The 19,619-nt window shown below is 68.9% G+C and carries 17 protein-coding genes and 3 pseudogenes; 14 read left to right on the top strand and 6 right to left on the bottom strand.

All coding sequences use genetic code 11. The annotated features are described in order from the left end of the window. The coding region (locus BMG07_RS33570; protein ID WP_198088127.1) for a GntR family transcriptional regulator at window positions 1–244 on the bottom strand (244 nt) is incomplete at its 3' end. 113 nt (window positions 245–357) lie between these two features. Here BMG07_RS33570 and BMG07_RS33565 point away from each other — a divergent pair. The 5 genes and pseudogenes from BMG07_RS33565 to BMG07_RS33545 all read left to right on the top strand — a co-directional run bounded on the left by BMG07_RS33565 (window position 358) and on the right by BMG07_RS33545 (window position 4,467). Further along, window positions 358–993 (top strand): FMN-binding negative transcriptional regulator, encoded by a 636-nt coding sequence (locus tag BMG07_RS33565; protein WP_198088126.1) that lies wholly within the window; start codon window positions 358–360, stop codon window positions 991–993. Between the two features lie 310 nt (window positions 994–1,303). Continuing rightward, window positions 1,304–1,585: a ParD-like family protein gene (locus BMG07_RS33560; protein ID WP_198088125.1), complete on the top strand. Its 282-nt coding sequence runs from the start codon at window positions 1,304–1,306 to the stop codon at window positions 1,583–1,585. Beyond that, window positions 1,582–2,375: pseudogene (gene map / locus BMG07_RS33555) on the top strand (type I methionyl aminopeptidase). The gene BMG07_RS33560 and the pseudogene map overlap by 4 nt, the downstream one beginning before the upstream one ends. A 159-nt stretch (window positions 2,376–2,534) precedes the next feature. After that, entirely contained in the window at window positions 2,535–3,167 is a 633-nt protein-coding gene (locus tag BMG07_RS33550; RefSeq protein ID WP_198088124.1) for a response regulator transcription factor, read from the top strand. A 19-nt stretch (window positions 3,168–3,186) separates the two neighbouring features. Then, window positions 3,187–4,467: a phospholipase D-like domain-containing protein gene (locus BMG07_RS33545; protein ID WP_198088123.1), complete on the top strand. Its 1,281-nt coding sequence runs from the start codon at window positions 3,187–3,189 to the stop codon at window positions 4,465–4,467. Window positions 4,468–4,498: 31 nt separating this feature from the next. Here the strand turns inward: BMG07_RS33545 and BMG07_RS33540 are convergent, their stop codons facing one another. Continuing rightward, window positions 4,499–4,942: a surface-adhesin E family protein gene (locus tag BMG07_RS33540; RefSeq protein WP_198088122.1), complete on the bottom strand. Its 444-nt coding sequence runs from the start codon at window positions 4,940–4,942 to the stop codon at window positions 4,499–4,501. 223 nt (window positions 4,943–5,165) lie between these two features. On the opposite strand from BMG07_RS33540, the gene BMG07_RS33535 reads away from it, so the two are divergent. The 6 genes from BMG07_RS33535 (at window position 5,166) to BMG07_RS33510 (ending at window position 10,929) form a co-directional block, all read left to right on the top strand. After that, entirely contained in the window at window positions 5,166–5,804 is a 639-nt protein-coding gene (locus BMG07_RS33535; RefSeq protein WP_307867187.1) for an alpha/beta family hydrolase, read from the top strand. Between the two features lie 118 nt (window positions 5,805–5,922). Continuing rightward, window positions 5,923–6,426: a PA2169 family four-helix-bundle protein gene (locus BMG07_RS33530; RefSeq protein ID WP_198088121.1), complete on the top strand. Its 504-nt coding sequence runs from the start codon at window positions 5,923–5,925 to the stop codon at window positions 6,424–6,426. A 204-nt stretch (window positions 6,427–6,630) separates the two neighbouring features. After that, window positions 6,631–7,653, top strand: coding sequence for a D-xylose ABC transporter substrate-binding protein (gene xylF, locus BMG07_RS33525; RefSeq protein ID WP_198088120.1), 1,023 nt, complete (start codon window positions 6,631–6,633; stop codon window positions 7,651–7,653). A 109-nt stretch (window positions 7,654–7,762) separates the two neighbouring features. Next, window positions 7,763–8,953, top strand: a complete 1,191-nt coding sequence (locus tag BMG07_RS33520; protein ID WP_198088119.1) for a sugar ABC transporter permease — start codon at window positions 7,763–7,765, stop codon at window positions 8,951–8,953. 1 nt (window position 8,954) lies between these two features. After that, window positions 8,955–9,752: an ATP-binding cassette domain-containing protein gene (locus BMG07_RS33515; RefSeq protein ID WP_198088118.1), complete on the top strand. Its 798-nt coding sequence runs from the start codon at window positions 8,955–8,957 to the stop codon at window positions 9,750–9,752. Between the two features lies 1 nt (window position 9,753). Beyond that, on the top strand, window positions 9,754–10,929 hold the full coding sequence (locus BMG07_RS33510; RefSeq protein ID WP_198088117.1) for an ROK family transcriptional regulator: 1,176 nt from the start codon (window positions 9,754–9,756) through the stop codon (window positions 10,927–10,929). A gap of 12 nt (window positions 10,930–10,941) precedes the next feature. On the opposite strand, the pseudogene BMG07_RS33505 reads toward BMG07_RS33510, so the two are convergent. Further along, a pseudogene (locus tag BMG07_RS33505) lies at window positions 10,942–11,708 on the bottom strand (SDR family oxidoreductase). A 102-nt stretch (window positions 11,709–11,810) separates the two neighbouring features. Here BMG07_RS33505 and BMG07_RS33500 point away from each other — a divergent pair. Further along, on the top strand, window positions 11,811–12,734 hold the full coding sequence (locus BMG07_RS33500) for an AraC family transcriptional regulator (RefSeq protein WP_198088116.1): 924 nt from the start codon (window positions 11,811–11,813) through the stop codon (window positions 12,732–12,734). A gap of 63 nt (window positions 12,735–12,797) precedes the next feature. On the opposite strand, the pseudogene BMG07_RS33495 reads toward BMG07_RS33500, so the two are convergent. Then, window positions 12,798–14,077 (bottom strand): annotated as a pseudogene (locus BMG07_RS33495) (helix-turn-helix domain-containing protein). 134 nt (window positions 14,078–14,211) lie between these two features. Between BMG07_RS33495 and BMG07_RS33490 the strand changes: the two are divergent. Next, complete coding sequence (locus BMG07_RS33490; protein ID WP_198088115.1) at window positions 14,212–16,326, top strand: PQQ-dependent dehydrogenase, methanol/ethanol family; 2,115 nt, start codon at window positions 14,212–14,214, stop codon at window positions 16,324–16,326. 62 nt (window positions 16,327–16,388) lie between these two features. Here BMG07_RS33490 and BMG07_RS33485 read toward each other — a convergent pair whose 3' ends face one another. Then, a complete protein-coding gene (locus tag BMG07_RS33485) occupies window positions 16,389–17,363 on the bottom strand; it encodes a tripartite tricarboxylate transporter substrate-binding protein (protein WP_198088114.1) in 975 nt (324 codons plus the stop codon). Window positions 17,364–17,608: 245 nt separating this feature from the next. Between BMG07_RS33485 and BMG07_RS33480 the strand changes: the two genes are divergently transcribed. After that, window positions 17,609–19,072 carry an NAD-dependent succinate-semialdehyde dehydrogenase gene (locus BMG07_RS33480; RefSeq protein ID WP_198088113.1) on the top strand — a complete coding sequence of 488 codons (1,464 nt, stop codon included), beginning with the start codon at window positions 17,609–17,611 and terminating at the stop codon, window positions 19,070–19,072. A 3-nt stretch (window positions 19,073–19,075) separates the two neighbouring features. Here the strand turns inward: BMG07_RS33480 and BMG07_RS33475 are convergent. Further along, a partial coding sequence (locus tag BMG07_RS33475; RefSeq protein WP_307867186.1) for a citrate/2-methylcitrate synthase occupies window positions 19,076–19,619 on the bottom strand: 544 nt, incomplete at its 5' end.

Genomic DNA, 19,619 nt, shown 5'->3' with positions numbered 1-19,619 from the left:
CCATGGCGCCGGCGGCGACGCGGCTGCTGGCGCCGGGCCGCGTCTCGATGAAGCCCTCGGCCGCGAGTTGCTCGTACACCGTCGACACGGTCGTGCGCGAGAGCCCGCGCTCGGCGGCGCAGGCGCGCGTCGACGCCAGGCCGGTGCCGCTGCCGTAAGTGCCGTCGAGGATGAGCGCCTTGATTTCCTCGTACAGCGCGCGGCCTCGGCCCCGGTGGTCCTGTGAAGCCGGGCGTGTCGCCATGTCGTGAACTGGTCCAGCTGAATTGATCGGAATTGGCCATTTTCATCATGCCATGGAGGCGGCACAGTCGGGCTTGCCAACGCCATCGCGCAACCCCACCGAGGCCCCACGACATGTACCTGCCGCCCCACTTCGCCGAAGCCCGCACCGAGGAGCTCCATCGCCTGATGCAGGCGCACCCGTTCGGCACGCTCGTGACGCATCACCCCGCCACGGGGCTGGACGCCAACCACATCCCGTTCGAGCTGGACGCCGGGCGCGGCGAATTCGGCACCTTGCAGGCTCACATCGCGCGCGCCAACACGCTGTGGTCCGACCTGCCTGCGGGCGCGGAAGTCATGGTCGTGTTCCGGGGACCGCAGGGCTACATCTCGCCGAGCTGGTATCCGAGCAAGCACGAGACGCATCGCCATGTGCCGACATGGAACTACGAGGTCGTGCATGCGCACGGCCGGCTGCGCGTCGTCGATGACGAGAAGTTCGTGCGCGGCATCGTCGGCCGGCTCACGCGCCGCCATGAGGCGAGCGAGCCGCGCCCCTGGAAGATGGCCGACGCGTCGCCCGACTACCTGGGCCAGATGCTCAAGATGATCGTCGGGCTCGAGGTCGAGATCACGCGCCTCGAAGGCAAGCGCAAGCTGGGCCAGAACCGCGAGCCGCGCGACTTGGGCGGCGCCATCGACGCGCTGCGCGAGCGCGGCGCATCGGAGCTGTCGTCGGCCATGGCGCGAGCGCGGCCGGACGCCTGAGGCCTCTTCCCTTTCTTCTTATTTATTCTTCTTATTTAATTTAGTAGTAGTAGATAAGGGTAAACCCGCTCTGTGGACAGGGCGCTTTTTTCCTTGGCTGACAACGACTTGTCATGCGTGCGTCACTGTGTGTACCTCTGTTTTCGGGTCGTCCTGGAGACAGGACAACTCGGAGGCAGCCGGCCCCGCTGTGGATAACAGGGGCCTTGTGCCGAAACTGTCCCCAGAGTTTTCCCGGCGCGTGGGGCGACACGGCGAGGCGTCGGTCGATGCTATATGATTCGTATACGTTTCATATATTCAAAGAGCCATGGGCATCGTCAAGATTTCAGACCTCATGCACGAGAACCTGCGTATCGCGGGCAACGCGCTGAGCCGTTCCATCAACGCGCAGGCCGAGCACTGGATGCGCATCGGCATGCTGGCCGAGCTGCACCCGGCGCTGGACCACCGCGAGATCTGCCAGCTGCTGATCCGCGCCGAGCAGGCGGGCGGCTTCGACCTGGAAACGGTGTCCAAAGCGCTGGCGGCGCCGCCGGCACCCGCCGCCGCGCTCCCCGCCGTGCGCAAGGTGGCCGGAGCGCGCGCATGAGGGCGGCGGGCACGCTCAAGTCGGCCGACGACATCGCGATGGCGCGCGCGGCGGGCCGGCTCGCGGCAGAGGTGCTGCTCGTCATCGGCGAGCACGTCAAGGCGGGCGCAGCACCGAGGAGTTGGACCGCATCTGCCACGACCACATCGTCGGCGTGCAGGGCGCCGTTCCGGCCAACGTCGGCTACAACGGCTTCACGAAAACGGTGTGCACGTCGGTCAACCACGTGGTGTGCCACGGCATCCCGTCGGCGCAGAAGGTGCTGAAGAAGGGCGACATCATCAACATCGACGTGGGCGTCATCAAGGACGGCTGGTTCGGCGACTGCAGCCGCATGTACTTCGTGGGCGAGCCCAGCCCGCTGGCGCGCCGGCTGGTCGACACCACCTACGAGGCGATGCGCGCCGGCATCCTGCAGGTGCGCCCCGGCGCCACGCTGGGCGACGTGGGTTACGCGATCCAGAGCGTGGCGCACCGCGAGCGCTTCAGCGTCGTGCGCGAGTACTGCGGCCACGGCATCGGCCAGATCTACCACGACGACCCGCAGGTGCTGCACTACGGCCAGCCCGGCCAGGGCCTGCGGCTGGAGGCCGGCATGGTCTTCACCATCGAGCCCATGATCAACGCCGGCCGGCGCGAGACCCGCGAGCTGCCCGACGGCTGGACGGTGGTCACGCGCGACCACTCGCTGTCGGCGCAGTGGGAGCACATGGTGGCGGTGACGGAAGACGGGTTCGAGGTGCTGACGCCCTGGCCCGAGGGCACGGGGCATTACCCGGCGATTGCCTGAAGCGTCGCCCCCGTCCGACGCCAGCGACAGCCAATGCGGCAATGCCGTGCAGGACAACGCCGCAACCTGCGTTTGGGGGCTCCCGGGGGCATCGGGCTGTGGCATCGTCGCTCCCCTATCGCGCCAAACGGCGCGCATCGTTCAAGCAGGAGCAGCACCATGATCAAGATCGGCATCGTTGATGACCACGCCGTCGTCCGCACAGGCCTCAAGGCGTTCTTCTCCACTTTCGTCGACTTCCGCGTGGTCGGCGAGGCCGCCTCCGGCCGCGAAGCCATCGACCTCGTGCGCACCGCCGACATCGACGTGCTCGTGATGGACCTCTCGATGCCCGGGCAGAGCGGCATCGACGCGCTGGCCATGGTGCGCGCCAAGGCGCCCGACCTGGGCGTGCTCATCTTGAGCGGCTATCCCGAGGAGCACTACGCAGTGAACCTGATCCGCCAGGGCGCGTCGGGCTACCTCAACAAGGAATGCGAGCCGGAAGAAATCGCCAAGGCCATCCGCACCGTGGCGCTGGGCCGGCGCTACATCTCGCCCTCGGTGGCCGAGCTGCTCGCGGGCCAGCTGGAGCGCAAGGACAACGCGCCGCCGCACAAGCATCTGTCGGAGCGCGAGTTCCAGGTGTTCCTGAAGCTGGCCAAGGGCGAGTCGGTGGGCAGCATCGGCGAGGCGCTGTCGCTGTCGGTCAAGACCATCAGCACCTATCGCACGCGCCTGATGGAGAAGATGAACCTCTCCACCAACAGCGACCTGACCTACTACGCGATCAAGACGCAGTTGATCGACTGAGCCTTCACGGCGTCCTGACGTGCGCCACCGCGGGACGTTCAAGGCCGTTGTCTGGACCTTCGTCCTGACGCTGGCCGCCACGCTGCTGGCGCTGAACCTGGCCAGCGGCGAGAAGAAGCTCGACGAGCAGGTCCGGCGCGAATACGCGCTGCACGACGCCCAGTACCAGCGCGCGCTGGGCGTGATGCTCGGGCCGCCCATCACCGGCGGCAACCGCTTCGAGGCCTTGCAGAACGGCGACCAGATCTTTGCGCCGATGCTCGCGGCCATTCGCGGTGCGAAGCAGAGCATCACCTTCGAGACCTACATCTACTGGTCGGGCGACATCGGCCGCGCCTTCGCCGACGCGCTGTCGGAGCGCGCCCGCGCGGGCGTGAAGGTGCACGTGCTGCTCGACTGGGTGGGCAGCGCCAAGGTCGATGCCGACTTCGTCCGCGAGATGGAAGGCGCCGGCGTCCAGATCCGCAAGTTCCACAAGCCGAGCTGGTACGACATCGCGCGCATGAACAACCGCACCCACCGCAAGCTGCTGGTGGTGGACGGGCGCATCGGCTTCACCGGCGGCGTGGGCATCGCGCCCGAGTGGACCGGCCACGCGCAGGACGCCGAGCACTGGCGCGACTCGCACTACCGCGTCGAGGGGCCGGTGGTGGCGCAGATGCAGGCCGTGTTCATGGACAACTGGGTCAAGGTGTCGGGCGACGTGCTGCACGGCGAGCGCTACTTTCCGGCGATTCCCGCCGCGGGCGAGGGCCGCGCGCAGATGTTCAGCAGCTCGCCCTCGGGCGGCAGCGAGAGCATGCACCTCATGTACCTGCTGTCGATCGCGGCGGCCACCAGGACCATCGATTTGTCGAGCGCGTACTTCGTGCCCGACGACCTCACGGTGGGCGCGCTGGTGGCGGCCATGAAGCGCGGCGTGCGGCTGCGCATCATCACGCCGGGGCCGATCATCGATTCGCAGACCGTGCGCGGCGCCTCGCGCGCGGCCTGGGGCCCGCTGCTGGAGGCGGGCGCGCAGATCAGCGAATACCAGCCGACCATGTTCCATTGCAAGGTGTTCACGGTCGACGGGTTGCTGGTGTCGGTGGGCTCGACCAACTTCGACAACCGCTCGTTCCGCCTGAACGACGAGGCCAACCTCAACATCTACGACGAGGCCTTCGCCGCCGGGCAGACCGCGCAGTTCGAGGCCGACCTGCGGCAGTCGAAACGCCTGGACTACGAGGCGTGGAAGAACCGGCCGCTGCGAGAGAAGGCGATGGAGCACCTGGCGGCGCTGCTGTCGTCGCAGCTCTGAAAGGCGGCCGGCTGTTTCGCGGGCGAGGGGCCTAGCTCGTGCGCGGCTTGCACGCCGCGCGCACGATGCGCAGGGTCGGGTTGATCTTCATGTCCTTGAACAGCATGGGCTTGGGGTCGGCGCCGTAGTCGGCCACGTGGTGCGGCTCGCCCTGCCACAGCGGCTCGATGTAGAAGCGCGCGGCCACGTAGCTGGCGCGGCGCGACTGGCAGTCGAACACCACGCGCGATTCGTACGAGCGGTACGGAATGCCTTCCCAGTTGAACCGGGGCGCCGAGCGGTTCACGCGCAGGTTCATGGCCTTCGACGTTGCGTTCGCGTTCGCGCTCTCGGCGGGCGCCACGCGGTCGGGGTCGACCTGCACGGTGTCCGCCGCCTTGTCCAGCGGATCGCCGACCACGGTGAACCAGCCGGGCTGCGCGAGCGCGATGCCGCAGCAGCCGACCATGCCGATCGCCATCAACCAGTGCCTCACGACGGTGACTCCAAGAAAAAGGTCCAGGACAAGGGGCCGGAAAAAAACCGGCGGGGATGCCACCGGTCGTTGAAACATCAATTTACAGCGGATGCAGGCCGTCGCGTGTCGGACGGCGCCGAAGCCGGATGTTGGCGAGGCGCGTGTGTTGGCACACTAGCGCCGTGACCTCCACCACCCACCCCACCCAGCCCCTTTCCATCGCCGTGCGCCCGGCATCGCGGTGTCCGCGCTCGCCGTGTCGCCGCCCGCGCCCGAGTCTTGCTATGTGCTGGCGCACGGCGCCGGCGCGGGCATGACGCACCCGTTCATGCAGGCCGTGGCCGAGGGCCTGGCGCAGCGCCGCATCGCCACCTTGCGCTACCAGTTCCCCTACATGGAACAGGGCAAGAAGCGCACGGACGCGCCCGCGCTCGCGCATGCCACGGTGCGCGCGGCGGTCGGTTGCGCGTCGGCGCATTTCGGCGGGCTGCGCCTGTTTGCCGGCGGCAAGTCGTTCGGCGGGCGCATGACATCGCAGGCCCAGGCGCTGGAACCCTTGCCCGGCGCCCACGGGCTGATCTTCCTGGGCTTTCCGCTGCACCCCTCGGGCGCGCCGGCCGCCGCCGAAAAACGCGCGGCGCACCTGGGCGATGTCGACGTGCCGATGCTCTTCGCGCACGGCCCGCGCGACACGCTGGCCGAGCCCGCGCCCTTCGAGGCCACCACGCGGGCGCTGGGGCCGATGGCCACCGTGCTGGAGATCGACGGCGCCGACCACTCGTTCCATGTGCTTAAGCGCGGCGGCCGGACCGACGAGGAGGCGCTCGACGAACTGCTCGACGGCATCGCCGTGTGGACGCAGGCCTGGCGCCTGGGCTGAGGCGGGTCGTCCTTCGCCTACGCGGTGTCGCCCGATGGGACGACGCCGCGCCCGGGTGGTTCTTTCAACGATGGGTCTTCGACAGACAGCAATTCCACATCCATTGAAAGGACCCGACATGGCATACACCGACGCACCCATCGACACCCTCCAGACCACCGGCCCCGTGCTGGCCAACGACGACGTGGTGGACGTGCTCAACGACCTGCTGGAGAACTCGCGCGACGGCGAGTACGGCTTTCGCGCCTGCGCCGACGAAGTGAAGAGCCCCGAGGCCAAGCTGCTGTTCACCAGCCGCGCCGAACAATGCCGCAAGGCCGAGGGCGAACTCGTCGCGCTCATCACCGCGTACGGCGGCAAGCCGGCCGAGGGCGGCACCGCCAGCGGCGCGCTGCATCGCGGCTGGGTGCACGTGAAGGGCTCGCTGGGCGCCAACAGCGAACTCTCCATTCTCGAATCGTGCGAACGCGGTGAAGACACGGCCGTGGCGCGCTATCGCAAGGCCCTGAAGCAGAACCTGCCGGCCGACGTGCGCAGCGTGGTCGCGGCGCAGGCCGAAGGCGCGCAGCGCAACCACGACCAGATCCGCGACCTGCGCAACGCCGCGCGTGCGCGCGATTGATGATCGCGAAAGCGGTGCCGCAAACGGTGCCGCAAACAGCACCAAGGCCGGGCCCTCCCGGCCTTTTTCATGCGTGCCGCGCGCTCCGGGAAACCCCGGATGCCCAGCACGCGGCAGCGATGGGATAGTTAGTTCGCCCTTCAAACTAACTAATTTCTTACCTGGCTGATGCCTGTGGGGCGCACCAACTCTGGAGAGACATCGATGCAACTGAAACACACCCTGGCCGCCATGGCCTTCGGTCTCACGGCCGTGGGCGCGCTGGCGCAGACCGTGGTCGGCGTGAGCTGGTCCAACTTCCAGGAAGAGCGCTGGAAGACCGACGAGGCCGCCATCAAGGCCGAACTCGAGAAGCTCGGCGCCAAGTACATCAGTGCCGATGCGGGCGGCTCGCCCGAGAAGCAGCTGGGCGACATCGAAGGCCTCATGTCCAAGGGCGCCAAGGCGCTCATCGTGCTGGCCATGGACAAGGACGCCATCCTGCCCGCCGTGACCAAGGCCACGCGCCAGAAGGTGCCCGTGGTGGCATACGACCGGCTCATCGAGGCGCCCGGCGTCTTCTACATCACCTTCGACAACGTCGAGGTCGGCCGCATGGAAGCGCGCGAGGTGCTCAAGGTCAAGCCCAAGGGCAACTACGTGATCATCAAGGGCTCGCCGAGCGACCCCAACGCCGATTTCCTGCGCGCGGGCCAGCAGGAGGTGCTCGACGCCTCCGTCAAGAAGGGCGACATCAAGATCGTGGGCGACGAATACACCGAAGGCTGGAAGCCCGAGGTCGCGCAGAAGAACATGGAGCAGATCCTCACCAAGAACGGCAACAAGGTCGACGCGGTGGTGGCGGCCAACGACGGCACGGCCGGCGGCGCCGTGGCGGCGCTCACGGCCAAGGGCCTGCGCGGCATTCCGGTGTCGGGCCAGGACGCCGACTTCGCGGCGCTCAACCGCATCGCGCTGGGCACGCAGACCGCGACCATCTTCAAGGACTCGCGCGAGCTCGGCCGCGAAGCCGCCATTGCCGCCATCGCGCTGTCGCAGGGCAAGCCGGTCGACAAGGCCGGCACCTGGAACTCGGGTCCGAAGAAGGTCTCGCTGCAGTCGCGCCTGCTGACGCCCGTGCCCGTGACGCGCGACAACCTCGACGTCGTGGTCAAGGCCGGCTGGATCAAGAAGGACGAGCTGTGCAAGGGTGTGACGGGCGCCAGCGCGCCCGCGGCCTGCAAGTAACAGGCCGGCACGCAAGCCCGGTCATTCGCGCAGCGCTCCACCGGCCGGCCCCTGGCGGGCCCGGCTGGCAAGGGCCTGCGCATCCGTTGTCCCAAGGGGGTCTGAAAAAATGAGCAATCCAACACCCGGATGGTGGCGCCGCACGGGCCTGGACCTGCGGCTGATCCTGATGTGCCTGCTGCTGGTCGTCATGGCCGTGGTGTTCAGCGTCATGTCGGGCGGCGTGTTCCTCTCGCCCGAGAACCTGTACAACGTCGCGCAGCAGACGGCCGTGGTCGGCATCGTGTCGACCGTCATGGTGCTGATCATCGTGGCGCGCCACATCGACCTGTCGGTGGGCTCGGTGATGGGTTTCGTCGGCGTGCTCATCGCGTACCTGCAATACACCTCGGGCTGGTCGTGGCCCACGGCCTGCCTCGCGGGGCTCGCGGTGGCGCTGCTGGTGTCGATCTACCAGGGCTGGCTCACGGCGGTGCTGGGCGTGCCCTCGTTCGTGGTCACGCTGGGCGGCCTGATGTCGTTCCGCGGCGCGGCCTTCCTGGTGGCCGACGGCAAGACGCAGCCGGTCAACGACGAATTCTTCCAGCGCCTGGGCGGCGGCTACGACGGCGGCATCGGCGTCACCGCGAGCTGGGTGCTCGCGGGCCTCGTGGCCGTGGTGCTGTTCGCGCGCATGCTGCAAAAGCGCCGCGCGCGCCAGCGCTACGACATGCCGACCGAGGCGCTGTGGCTCGACGTGCTCATCACCGCCGTGCCGGTGGCCGTGGTGTTCGGCTTCGCCTGGGTCATGAACAACTACCAGATCTCGTCCAAGAGCGAGCCGCAGGGCATTCCGATTCCGGTGCTGATCTGGGCGGCGGTGGCCATCGTGCTGTCGTTCATCGTGCACCGCACGCGCTTCGGGCGCTATGTGTTCGCGATGGGCGGCAACCCCGACGCGGCGGCGCTGGTGGGCATTCCGGTCAAGCGCGTCACGCTGATGCTGTTCGCGCTGCTGGCGGTGCTGGTGACCATCGCGGCCATCGTGTCGATCGCGCGGCTCAACGCGGGCACCAATTCGCTGGGCACGGGCATGGAGCTTTATGTGATCGCGGCGGCCGTCATCGGCGGTACCGCATTGGCGGGCGGCAGCGGCTCGATCTTCGGCTCGGTGCTGGGCGCGCTGATCATGCAGTCGCTGGACAGCGGCATGCTGCTGCTGGACGTGCCCATCGGCAAGCGCATGGTCATCATCGGGCAGGTGCTGATCGTGGCCGTCGTGTTCGACGTTCTGTACCGCCGCAAGTTCGGGGAAAACTGACATGGCCGACATCGATACCTCCCAACCGCTCGTCGAGCTGCGCGAAATTCGCAAGGCCTTCGGCGGCGTCAAGGCCGTGGACGGCGTGAGCGTGAACCTGTACCCCGGCGAAGTCGTCGCGCTGCTGGGCCACAACGGCGCTGGCAAGTCCACGCTCATGAAGATGCTCGCGGGCGCCTACCCCATCGACTCGGGCGACACGCTCATCGCGGGCGAGAAGGTCAACATCCGCACCCCCGCCGAAGCACAGGCGCAAGGCATCGAGACCATCTACCAGACCCTTGCGCTGGCCGACAACCTCGACTCCGTGTCGAATCTCTTCCTCGGCCGCGAGAAGATGACGCGCTGGAACACGCTGGACGACCACTTCATGGAAGTGCAGGCGCGCAAGGTGTTCCACCGCCTGAACAAGAACTTCACCAACATCCGCGTGCCCGTGCGCCGGCTGTCGGGCGGGCAGCGGCAGGTGGTGGCCATCTCGCGCGCGCTGTATTTCAACGCGCGCATCCTCATCATGGACGAGCCCTGCGCCGCGCTCGGCCCCGAAGAAACCGCGATGGTCGGCGGGCTCGTGAAGCAGCTCAAGGCCGACGGCGTGGGCATCTTCCTGATCACGCACGACATGCCCGACGTGTTCTCGCTGAGCGACCGGCTGGCCGTCATGAAGAACGGCAAGCTCGTGGGCACCTACCGCACCGCCGATGTCACCGAGGACGAAGTGCTCGGCATGATCATTGCCGGCAAGCGCCCCGAGGGCAAGGCGCAGGCCCCCCACGCCGACACCGCCGCGATGGCCTGACGTGAAGACCATCGGCGACCAGCAACTGCTCAAGCGCATGAACCGCAGCGTGCTGCTGCGGCTGCTGCGCGCGCAGCCGGGCCTGTCGCGCGCGCGGCTCGCGAGCGAGAGCGGCCTGACCAAGTCGACCGTGAGCCTGCTGGTGCGCGAGCTGATCGACGAAGGCTGGCTCAGCGAATCGGGCGCGGCCGTGGCCGACGGGCTCGGGCGGCCTTCGACGCCGCTGCAGATCGACGTCGGCGTGCGCGCGCTCATGGGCGTGGAGATCGCCGTGGAAACGGTGCGCCTCGTGTGCGTGTCGCTGCAGGGCGAGGTGCTGTACGACGACACCCAGGCGCTGACCGACGGCGCGCCGGCCGGCGTGTGCGCGCAGGTGGCGCGCATGGCCGCCGCCGCGAACGCGCAGCTCGACAAACTCGGCCTGAGCCTGTCGAGCATCGGCGTGTGCGTGCCCGGCGCGGTGGACGACTGCACCGGCGAGGTCAGCTTCGCGCCCAACCTCGGCTGGCGCAACGTGAGCCTGTTGCCGGCGCTGGAGAAGGCCTTTGCCGTTGTCGGCCTGCCGCGCGTCACGGTGCAGTTGCAGAACGACGCCGATGCGGCCGCGCTCGGCGAGTACGAGTTCGCGGCAGGGGAAGGCCAGGAGGGCGAAGACCCGCTGATCTTCGTCAACTGCGACGTGGGCGTGGGCGCCGGCGTGGTGCTGAACGACCGGCTCTTCACCGGCGCGCAGGGCATGGCCGGCGAAATCGGCCACACCATCCTCGAGCTCGACGGACCCTTGTGCTCGTGCGGGCGGCGCGGCTGCGCCGAGGCCTTCTTCGGCTCGCGCGTGCTGCAGCGCGAAGGCTGCGACATGCAGCGCGCCGCCGCCTTCTTCGGCGTGATGCTGCAGAACCTGTGGGTCACGTTCAACCCGCGCGCGATCGTGCTGGGCGGCAAGGCCTGCGCCGACCATCGCGGCTTTGCGCAGGCCGCGTTCGAGAACGTGCACCGGCACGCCGAACGCGCCGGCATGCCCGCGCCGGACCTGCGCACCGCGCGCTACGGCGCGCTGGCGCCGGCGGTGGGCGCCGCCGCGCTGGCGCTGCATGAATACCTGCGGCCGCTGCAGCCCGATGCCAAGGCGCGCCGCGCGCAGGCCGCGCGAGCCGCACGGGTTTCCGCGGCGACCTGAGCCTTTCGATCTTCAGCGGGCTTGCGCCTCTTCGGCCGCCCATTGCACCGCGTCCGCCCCTGCCGGAATGCGCAGGGGCGCCGACGGATCGGTGGCCGCGCGCCACACCGCTTCGGCCACGTCCCGCGCGCGCGTGCCCGGGCCGGTGGACGCGAGCATGCGGGAAATGGTCTCCTGCATGAACCCGCCGTAGGCCGCGTCGTCGATGCCGCGCAGGCGCGTGCGCGCGGTGTCGCGGAAGCTCGTCTCGCCCGAGGAGCCGGGCAGCACAATGCGCACGCGCACGCCGAAGGGTTCGAGCTCGCCGGCCATCGACTCGGTGAACGCATTCACCGCTGCCTTGGCCGCGCGGTAGATGCCGACCAAAGGCAGCGGCTTCAGCGTGACGCTGGAGGTCACGTTCACCACGACGCCGGACTTGCGCTCGCGCATGTGCGGCAGCACCGCCTGCGTGAGCGCGATGGTGCCGAAGGTGTTGGTCTCGAACAGCGCGCGCACCGTGTCCATGGGCGTGAGCTCGAAGGGCGAAGGCGCGCCGAAGCGGCGTTGTTGACGAGCACATCGATCGGGCCCGCGGCCAGCGCCGCGTCCACGGCCTCGCGGATGCTCCTCGCATCGGTCACGTCCAGCTGCAGCACGCGCAGGCGTTCGGACGGCGGCAGCACGTCGTTGCGCGGCGTGCGCATCGTGGCGACCACGTGCCAGCCCTGCGCCAGGAAGTGGCGCGCGGTCTCCAGGCCGAAGCCGGAAGAGCAGCCGCTGATCAGTACGGTTTTCATGAAGTGTTTTCCTTGGTGTGGATGACGATGCCTTCACGATAGGTGGCACCGGTCGTACTTGCTACCATCCTGAGTCCATAACTGATGTTCGAGAGTCCGGCCATGACCGATCCCTTGGCCGAGGTGGTGACGCTGCTGCAGCCGGCCGCCCGGTTCTCCAAGCACGTCGTCGGCGCGGGCCGGTGGCGGATCCGCCGCTCCGACGCCGGGCAGCCCTTCTACTGCGCGGTGCTCGAAGGCGGCTGCCGCCTCGCGCTCGACGGGCACGAGCCGATCGAGCTGCAGGCGGGCGACTTCGTGCTCGTGCCCGCGGCCTTCGGCGTCACCATGTCCAGCCTGGAGCCGCCGGCCGGCGCGGTCACTCTCGACTCGATGCCCGTCGCGCTGGGCGAGGGGTTGTTCAGGATCGGTGCGCCGCAAGGGCCGACCGACCTGCGCATCCTCGCGGGCCATTGCAGCTTCGGTTCACCGGATGCGGCCCTGCTGGTGTCGCTCTTGCCGCAGTTCGTTCACGTGCGCGGCGAACAGCGGCTGGCAACGCTCGTGCAGTTCGTGCGCGAGGAGTCTCACGCGCAGCGGCCCGCGCGCGAGGTCGTGCTCGCGCGCCTGCTGGAGGTGTTGCTCATCGAGGCCTTGCGCTCGGCGTCGGGCACGGCGGCATCGCCGGGCCTGGCGCGCGGACTCGCCGATGTGCGCCTCGCGGCGGCGATCCGCGCGATGCATGCGCAGCCGACGCGGGCATGGACGGTGGTCGAACTGGCCAAGGAGGCCGCGCTCTCCCGCTCGTCGTTCTTCGAGCGCTTCAGCCGCGAGGTGGGCCTGGCGCCGATGGCGTACCTGCTGGCCTGGCGCATGGCGCTGGCCAAGGACCTGCTGCGCCGCAACGAAGGCGGTGTCGCCGAAATCGCGGAGCGCGTCGGCTACAGCTCCGCGAGCACGTTCAGCGTGGCCTTCACCCGCCATGTCGGGCTGCGGCCGACGCAGTACGCACGCGAGCAGTCGGACGCGGCGCAGGCAGGCGTCTAGCAAGACGCGGCCGAGCCCGAGCCCGAGCCCGAGCCCGAGCCCGAGCCCGAGCCCGAGCCCGGCTCACGGGCCGGCCGGCGGCGTGTTGGCTCCTTCATCGCGCCAGCCGCGCAACCGCCGGTACAGCGTGCCGCGCGACACATTCAACTGCCGCGCCGCCTGCGACACATTGCCGCCGTGCGCGGCCAGCGTGTCTTCGATCAGCTTGCGGCTGTGCTCGCGCAGCGTCTCCGTGTTCGGAGCGTGCGGCGTGTGCTCGATGTCGTCCGTGGCGGCAATGCAGGCTTCAGCGGCGGCGGGCTCCGCGCCGCGCGCAATCGACATCGGCGCCGCCTCGCCCGGCATCGCGACCGCGTGGCGGAAGTCCGCGCCGTCCGTGCCCTTCAGCTGCGCCTGCATCCACACGCCCAGGCCGCTGGCCAGCCGCAGCGGCTGCGCCGCCTCGCGCCGGCCCAGCCGCAGCAGGCTTGCCAGGTCGTGCCCCAGCAGGCATTCGACATCGCGCTCGTCGGCCGCCTCGGGCAGCCGCCCCAGCAGCCGCGCGCCCGCGTTGTTGAGCCACGCGATGGTGCCGTCGGGCGCAATGCCGGCCAGCGCCTCCAGCGGCGTGCCCAGCAGCGTGGGGCTCGCCTGGAAGCGCAGGATCAGGTGGTCGCGCGACTGCGCCTGCAGCAGCCGGTTCTCGATGGTGGTGGCATACAGCGCCACCATCGACGCCGCGTCGAAGCCGAAGCGCCGCGCCTCCGCCGTGAGGTCGAGCACGCCGGCCAGTTGGCCCGTGACGTCGCGGATCGGCGCGGCGGCGCACTGCATGTGGCCGAGCACGTCGAAGTAGTGCTCCGCGCCGTCGACCGTGCAGGCCAGCCCGGTGCTGGCCACGATGCCGGGCGCGGTGGTGCCGACGATGCGCTCCGAGATGTTCACGCCCACGCGCGCCGTCTTGCGCAGCACCGGCTGGTGCGCGGCGGCGGGCTGGTCGGTGACGTGCACCACCACGCCGTCGCGGTCGGTCAGCAGGACGCGGCAGTCGGTGCCCGCGAGCATGTTCTCCAGTTGCGCGAGTTCCTGGCGCGCCACCTCGAGCAGCTCGCGGTTGCGCGACAGCGTGGCGTGCAGGCGGCTGGGCGTGACCGCGTCGAAGGGCACGATGCGCTGGCGGTCGCATGCGTGCGGCTGCAGCGCATCCACGACTGGATCACCGCCTCGCCGACGAGGCCCGAGGGGCGCACGCCTTCCTCGAAGAACTGCCGCCGCGCGAGCGCCACACGCTGCGCGGGCGTGCTGGCAAAGAGTTGGCGCGGCGCATCCGCCGTGCCGAGCCTGTCGAACTTCTGTAGGGACATGGGGTTCGCCGCCTCGCTGGATCCGGGACCAGCAGCGAATGTGTTCCGCAATGGAACAGCACCGGACTGGGGAAATCCCGGGGGTGAACACAAGGCCCGCGCGGACGATCCTTGCGGCACAAAGGAGACCTGCGATGACAAAAACACACGTCGGGCTGCGCATGCTCGCCGGCACATTGCTGTGCCTGGGCATTTCGACCGCGGCCACGGCCCAGAACGCACAAGACCGCGCCGCGAGCGCCACGAAGCGCGTCGACGGCAACTTCATCCGCGCCAACGCGGCGCAGAAGCAAACGCCCGACTGGCCCAGCGTCGGGCTGGACTATTCGGAGTCGCGCTTCAGCAAGCTCGACCAGGTGAACGCGGGCAACGTGAAAGACCTGGGGCTGGTCTGGTCGTACAACCTGGAGTCGACGCGCGGCGTGGAGGCCACGCCGCTGGTGGTGGACGGCATCATGTACGTCACCGCCTCGTGGAGCGTGGTGCACGCCATCGACACGCGCACCGGGCAGAAGCTGTGGACTTTCGATCCGCAGGTCGATAAGTCCAAAGGCTACAAGGGCTGCTGCGACGTGGTGAACCGCGGCGTGGCCATCCACGAAGGCAAGGTGTACGTGGCGGCCTTCGACGGCCGGCTCATCGCGCTGGACGCCGCCACCGGCCAGAAGGTCTGGGAGAAGGACACGCTCGAAGGCCAGAAGGGCAGCTACACCATCACCGGCGCGCCCCGCGTGTTCAAGGGCAAGGTCATCATCGGCAATGGCGGCGCCGAGTACGGCGTGCGCGGCTTCGTCACCGCCTACGACGCCAAGACGGGCGAACAGAAGTGGCGCTGGTTCGTGGTGCCGGGCGACCCGAGCAAGCCCTTCGAGGACGCATCGATGGCCAAGGCCGCCAAGACCTGGGACCCGTCGGGCAAGTACTGGGAGGCCGGCGGCGGCGGCACCGCGTGGGACAGCTTCGCCTTCGACCCGGAGCTCAACCTCATGTACGTGGGCACCGGCAACGGCTCGCCGTGGTCGCACAAGGCGCGCAGCCCCAAGGGCGGCGACAACCTCTACCTGGGCTCGGTGGTGGCGCTGGACCCCGACACCGGCAAGTACAAGTGGCACTACCAGGAGACGCCCGGCGACAACTGGGACTACACCTCCACGCAGTCGATGATCCTGGCCGACATGAAGGTGGGCGGCAAGCCGCGCAAGGTGCTGCTGCATGCGCCCAAGAACGGCTTCTTCTTCGTCATCGACCGCACCAACGGCAAGTTCATCTCGGCGAAGAACTTCACCGAAGTGAACTGGGCCACGGGCTACGACAAGAACGGCCGGCCCATCGGCGTGGCCGCCGCGCGCGACGGCACCAAGCCCAACGACGCCATTCCCGGCCCGTTCGGCGCGCACAACTGGCACCCGATGTCGTTCAACCCGCAGACCGGCCTGGCCTACCTGCCGTCGCAGCACGTGCCGATCAACCTGATGGACGACAAGGACTGGAAGTTCAACGAAGACGTGCCCGGCCGCCCGCACGCGGGCCTGGGCTGGAACCTGGCCAAGTTCGCGAACGTCGAGCCGCCCAAGAGCAAGCCCTTCGGCCGCCTCGTGGCCTGGGACCCGGTCGCGCAGAAGGAAGCCTGGGGCGTGGACTACGTGTCGCCCTGGAACGGCGGCACGCTCACCACCGCCGGCAACCTGGTGTTCCAGGGCACGGCCGACGGCCGCCTGCTGGCCTACAACGCCAAGACCGGCGACAAGCTCTGGGAAACGCCCACCGGCACCGGCGTGGTGGCGGCGCCCTCGACCTACATGGTCGACGGCAAGCAGTACGTGTCGGTCGCGGTGGGCTGGGGCGGCGTGTACGGCCTGGCACAGCGCGCCACCGAGCGGCAGGGGCCGGGCACGGTCTACACCTTCGCGGTGGGCGGCACGGCCAAGATGCCGGACTTCGTGCAGTACCGCATGGACAAGCTGGTGCAGGGCGTGAAGTACGACCCCGCCAAGGTGCAGGCCGGCACCATGCTCTACGTGAGCAACTGCGTGTTCTGCCACGGCGTGCCGGGTGTGGACCGCGGCGGCAACATCCCCAACCTCGGCTACCTGGACGCGGCCTACATCGAGAACCTCGACAAGTTCATCTTGAAGGGCCCGGCCATGGCGCGCGGCATGCCCGACTTCACGGGCAAGCTCTCGGGCGAGGAGATCGAGAGCATCAAGGCCTTCATCCAGGGGACGGCCGACGCGATACGGCCGAAGTAGCCACCGATGAAAAAAGCCGCCGGCCCGAAAGGACCGGCGGCTTTTTTTTGAGCCTGAAAAGATCAGTCGGCGTACACGCCGGCAGCCTTGATGATCGGGCCCCACTTGGCGATTTCGGCCGCGACGAACTTCTTGTGTTCCGCCGGCTCGGTGCGCTTGTCGGTGGTGATCACCGCGCCCAGCGCTTCTTCACGCTTGATGAAGCCCGGGTCCTTCATGGCGGCTTTGATGGCTTCGTTGAGCTTCTTGAGCACCGGCGCGGGCGTGCCCTTGGGCGCGTACACGCCGTGCCAGATCGTCACTTCGAAACCCTTGAGGCCCGACTCGTCGAGCGTCGGCAGGTCTTTCAGGGCCGGCGTGGTCAGGCGCTTGGCCGTGGTCACGGCGTAGGCCTTGACCTTCTTGGCTTCGATCTGCGACGTGGTGTTGGTCGTCTGGTCGCACAGCAGGTCGATCTGGCCGCCCAGCAGGTCGGCGATGGCCGGGGCCGTGCCCTTGTACGGCACGGGCGTCATCTCGACCTTGATCGCGCTCTGGAACAGCAGGCCGCACAGGTGCGACGCGGCGCCCAGGCCGGCGTTGCCCAGGTTGATCTTGCCCTTGTTGGCGGCGATCCAGGTCGTCAGTTCCTTGTAGTTGTTGGCGGGCAGGCCGGGCTTGCCGATCAGGGTCATCGGCACTTCGTTGACCATGCCCAGGTACTCGAAGTCGGTCTCGACGTTGAAGGGCAGCTTGCGGTAGAGCGCCGGCATCGTCGACATGCCGATGTGGTTGAGCAGCAGCGTGTAGCCGTCAGGGTTGGCGCGCGCCACCTTGGCCGTGCCGATGGAACTGCCCGCGCCCGCGGTGTTGTCCACCACGATGGTGGTGCCGAGCGTCTTCTGCATGGCTTCGGCGAGGTCGCGCGCCACACGGTCGGTCGGGCCGCCGGCGGCGAAAGGCACCACGAGCGTGACGGTCTTGTTCCCGGGGAAGTCCTGGGCGTGAGCACCGACAGCTGCGGCGGCAATCGCCGCGAGGGCGAACAGTTTCTTCATTTCGTCTCCGAGAGGGGGTAAAAAGGCCGCGATCTTAAGGGCTGACCGGCACCTGACCTATCCCCAATAGCCCTTATGCAATGAGGCAGGATGGGCCTCCCGCTGGGCTCTCGTCGCGCTTCAAACCCGAGCCCGCCGCGCGGACTTGCGGTGCGCCGCTTGCGCCCGCTCCGGCGGCGTGGTCCGCTCGGCCTTCGGCTTTTTTCGCCCCTTGCCTTCATACAAGCACACGGAGACTTTCAAAGATGCAGATCCAGCTCAAGGACCCGACCCTGCTGCGCCAGCAGGCCTACATTGCCGGCGCGTGGGTGGACGCCGACGACGGCGCCACCGTAGCCGTGACCAACCCCGCCAACGGCCAGGAGATCGGCACCGTGCCGATGTGCGGCACCGACGAGACCGTGCGCGCCATCGCCGCCGCCGAGAAGGCGCAGAAGGCCTGGGCCAAGGTACCGGCCAAGGAGCGCTCGGCCATCCTGCGCAAGCTCAACGACCTGATGCTGGCCAACGTCGACGACCTCGCGCTCCTCATGACCAGCGAGCAGGGCAAGCCCATGGCCGAGAGCCGCGGCGAGATCGCCTACGCCGCGTCGTTCATCGAGTGGTTCGCCGAAGAGGCGCGCCGCGTGTACGGCGACACCATTCCCGCACCGCAGGCCGACCGCCGCATCCTCGCGCTCAAGCAGCCCGTGGGCGTCACGGCCGCCATCACGCCGTGGAACTTTCCCACCGCCATGCTCACGCGCAAGGCCGGCCCCGCGCTGGCCGCGGGCTGCGCCATGGTTGTCAAGCCCGCCACGCAGACGCCGTTCTCGGCGCTGGCCTTTGCCGCGCTGGCCGAACGCGCGGGCGTGCCCAAGGGCCTGCTGTCGGTGCTCACCGGCTCGGCCAGCAAGATCGGCGGCGAAATGACGCGCAGCCCCATCGTGCGCAAGCTCACCTTCACGGGCTCCACCGAGGTGGGCCGCACGCTCATGAAGCAGTCGGCCGACACCATCAAGAAGCTGTCGCTCGAACTCGGCGGCAACGCGCCCTTCATCGTGTTCGACGACGCCGACGTGGATGCGGCCGTGGAAGGCGCGATGGTCTCCAAGTACCGCAACACCGGCCAGACCTGCGTGTGCGCCAACCGCATCTACGTGCAGCGCGGCGTGCTCGAGGCGTTCACGCAAAAGCTCGTGGCCAAGGTCAATGCGCTGAAGGTCGGCGACGGCACCGAGGCCGGCGTCACGCAGGGCCCGCTGATCGACAGCAAGGCGGTCGAGAAGATCGAGGAGCACGTGGCCGACGCCGTGGCCAAGGGCGGCAAGGTGCTGGCGGGCGGCAAGCGCCATGCGCTCGGCGGCCTGTTCTACGAGCCGACCGTGATCGGCGGCGCCACGGCCGACATGCTGTTCGCGCGCGAGGAAACCTTCGGCCCGCTCGCGCCCATCTTCGCGTTCGACACCGAAGAAGAAGCCATTGCCGCCGCCAACGACACCGAGTTCGGCCTTGCCGCGTACTTCTACGCGCGCGACATCGGCCGCATCATGCGCGTGGCCGAGGCGCTGGAGTCGGGCATCGTGGGCGTGAACACAGGGCTCGTGTCGACGGCCGAGGCGCCCTTCGGCGGCGTGAAGCAATCGGGGCTGGGGCGCGAGGGCTCGAAGTACGGGCTCGACGACTTCCTCGAAGTGAAATACGTCTGCCTCGCGGGACTCGACAAGTAGCCCTCAGGCGGGCATCGGCCCCGTGTAGCGCGCACGCGGTCGAATCAACTGCCCGTTGGCCTGCTGCTCCAGCACATGCGCCGTCCAGCCGACGGTGCGCGCCAATGCGAACAGCGTGAGCGTGGCGCCGGCCGGCAGCTTGTGCACGGCGGCGAGCACGGCCAGCGCGAAGTCGATGTTCACTGCTTCGCCGAGCAGCTTCTCGCCGGCCCCGCGCAGTTCGGCGAAGGCCGGCGGCAGTGCGATGTTCGCGAGCAGCGCGCCGCAGCGCACGTCGCCGTTCGGATAGAGCGGGTGGCCGAAGGCCGCGAGCGTGCGGTCGTGCGCGAGCCAGTCGCGCACCGCGGCCTCGGCATCGGCGCCGGCCGCATCGCGCATCAGCGCCTGCACCGCTGCGGCGGCGCCGCCGTGCAGCGGCCCCGTCAATGTGGAAAGGCCCGTCAGCAGGCAGGCGGCGACCGACGCGCCGGTCGATGCCGTCACCCGCGCGGCGAAGGTCGATGCGTTGAGTTCGTGGTCGGCCAGCAGCACGAGCGCGCGGCGCAGG

It is taken from the genome of Variovorax sp. E3 (genome assembly GCF_016082275.1).
In the GTDB taxonomy this organism is placed as follows: Bacteria; Pseudomonadota; Gammaproteobacteria; order Burkholderiales; family Burkholderiaceae_C; genus Variovorax.
Note: the sequence above shows the minus strand (reverse complement) of the source record. Positions and strands in the feature narration are given on the sequence as shown.